Below are 2,255 nucleotides of genomic sequence, written 5' to 3' on the forward strand. Positions count from 1 at the left end.
GACGTCCACTGCGACCCGGAGGAGGCCGTGCGGGCCGCCCAGGACCTCGGTGCGCGCAGGATGGCGCCCATGCACTGGGGGACGTTCATCCTCTCCGCGGAGCCGGTGCTGGAGCCGCTCACGCGGGTACGGGCCGCCTGGCAGGACGCGGGACTGGACCGCGACGACCTGTGGGACCTGCCGGTGGGGGCGTCACGGGTACTGGAGCCGGCGGACCGGGACGCTACCGCGCCGGTGTCCCGCGCAGGCGGCGCCAGACGGCCGGGGCCGCGCTGATCAGCACCGTCAGGGCGACCGCCGCGACCACGCCCTCCCACGGCTCGGGGAACAGCGAACCGCCCAGGATGCCGATCAGCTGATACGTCACCGCCCACGCCAGGCACGCCGGCAGGTTGCCCCGCGCGAACCTGCGCAGCGGCCACTTCGCCATGAGGCAGGCCAGCATCACCGGGATGCGTCCCGCCGGCACCAGCCGGGACAGCACCAGCACCGCCACCCCGTGCTCGGCCAGCTTGTCCTGTGCCTGCGTCAGCCGCTCCTGCGGCGCCCGCGCGCGGATCGCCTCAAGCCAGCGCGAGCCGCTGTGCGAGCGCATACCGCGCCGGCCCAGCCAGTACAGCGCCGCGTCCCCGCAGAACGCGGCCAGCGAGGCGGTGACGAAGACCAGCGCCAGCGCGAACGGCGCCGTCTGGTGGAAGGCGACCACCGCCGCCGAACTCACCAGCGCGCCGGTGGGCACGACCGGCACCAGCGCCCCGATCAGCACCAGCAGGAACAGCGACGGATAGCCGATCGCCTGCTGCGTGGACTGGGTCGGCACCGTCGTCACCGCTGCGGCCAGCCAGCTCACGGGGCGATCACCGGCCGCACGCTCTCGCCGTGCTCCAGCCGGTGCACCGCCACGTCCGGGGCCCGCAGCGCCGCGAGCCGTACGAACTCCTCGCCCGGCGCGTGGAACTCGTGCGGGCGCACCGCGTCCATGCCGATCGGCCAGTACGTGCCGTAGTGCACGGGTATCGCGCAGCGCGGTGCCAGCCGGGCCAGTGCCTGCGCCGCGCGCCCCGCGTCCAGGTGGCCCTCCCCGAGGAACGGTCCCCAGCCGCCCACCGGCAGCAGCGCCACCTCGATCGGGCCGACCTCCTTCGCCATCGACTCGAACAGCCCGGTGTCCCCGGCGAAGTACGTGCGCGCCTCGCCCTCGACGACGTACCCCAGGGCGGGGGAGCGGTGCGGGCCGAACGGCAGCCGGCGCCCGTCGTGTTCGGCCGGCACCGCGCGGATCACCAGACCGCCCACGGCCGCCTCGTCGCCGGGCTCCATCTCGCGTATCCGCAGATGCGTCAGGCGGCGTAGCCCCGGTACGGCGCGTGGCGCACCTCGGGGCACGAGCAGGCGCGTACCCGGCGCGAGCCGCCCCAGCGAGGGCAGGTGGAGGTGGTCGGCGTGCAGATGGGAGACCAGTGCGACGTCCGCGCGCCAGGCCTCGGGTGGCGGGGGTGCGCCGCGGCGGCGCCGCAGATGCGCCAGCCGGCGGGCGAACAGGGGGTCGGTGAGCACACGGGTGTTCGAGTCCTCCACCGTGCAGGTGGCGTGACCCCACCAGGTGATCTCCACCGGCACCTCAATGCCTCCTTCGCGCGACTCCCCCGAAGCCTACGGGCAGGAGTAGGGTCGGCGGCGAAACCCGGAGGTGAGGGGGACGCCATGGGAGAGGTGCGGGGTGCCCTCGGGCCGCGGCAGGCCCAGGTCCGCGTCACGGCGATCGCCAGCCTGACGCCGCTGGAGGAGCTGGACAGCGATCCCTTTCTGGTGGACTCCCGCAGCCAGCACGCGATGTGCGCCCGGTGGGCCGCCGAGCACGGCTATGTCGTCGCCCGTGAGCTGCTGGTGCGCGGGCTGCGCGCCGACCACCGGGCGCTGTGGGACGGGGTGCGGGCCGGGCGGGACGTGTTCGTCGCGCCCAGCCGGCGCGTGCTGGAATCCGCGCTGTCCTCGGTTGAGGAGTTCACCGCGGAGTGCGCGCGGCGCGGGGTGCGGGTGGAGACGGTCGGCTCCGCCGAGCCGGCGTACGACGCGCAGATGAAGGCGCGGGTGCATCGGCGGCTGTCCATGCCGACGGCGGGGTACGACGGCCGCTGACGGCTCCGCCGGGGGTGCGGGTGGCTGGGGGAGCCGTCGCGGGGCTCCGCCCCGGACCCCGGAGGGTGTTGCCCACCCGCCCGCCCGTCTCGGTTGGCCAGGAGGTGCCGTCGCGG

At 75.3% G+C, this 2,255-nt stretch carries 3 protein-coding genes and 1 pseudogene; 2 read left to right on the plus strand and 2 right to left on the minus strand.

Annotated elements, in window-relative coordinates:
• Positions 1-276 (plus strand): annotated as a pseudogene (locus C3489_RS37975) (MBL fold metallo-hydrolase); the annotation flags it as partial.
• Here the strand turns inward: C3489_RS37975 and C3489_RS37980 are convergent.
• The gene (locus tag C3489_RS37980; protein WP_103786678.1) at positions 224-850 is read right to left on the minus strand and encodes a DedA family protein; all 627 of its coding nucleotides are present in this window, start codon (positions 848-850) and stop codon (positions 224-226) included. The pseudogene C3489_RS37975 and the gene C3489_RS37980 overlap by 53 nt on opposite strands.
• Positions 847-1,620 (minus strand): MBL fold metallo-hydrolase, encoded by a 774-nt coding sequence (locus C3489_RS37985; RefSeq protein WP_103786679.1) that lies wholly within the window; start codon positions 1,618-1,620, stop codon positions 847-849. Before C3489_RS37985 ends, C3489_RS37980 begins: the two co-directional genes overlap by 4 nt.
• An 84-nt stretch (positions 1,621-1,704) precedes the next feature.
• Between C3489_RS37985 and C3489_RS37990 the strand changes: the two genes are divergently transcribed.
• The gene (locus C3489_RS37990) at positions 1,705-2,139 is read left to right on the plus strand and encodes a hypothetical protein (RefSeq protein ID WP_103786680.1); all 435 of its coding nucleotides are present in this window, start codon (positions 1,705-1,707) and stop codon (positions 2,137-2,139) included.
• Positions 2,140-2,255: the final 116 nt, after the last annotated feature.

The organism is Streptomyces sp. Ru71, assembly GCF_002920535.1.
Classification (GTDB): domain Bacteria; phylum Actinomycetota; class Actinomycetes; order Streptomycetales; family Streptomycetaceae; genus Streptomyces.

What these genes read in the sequence shown, in the direction of transcription:
- C3489_RS37990 (WP_103786680.1), top strand. Translation starts at nt 1,705, where the DNA reads ATGGGAGAGGTGCGGGGTGCCCTCGGGCCGCGGCAGGCCCAGGTCCGC.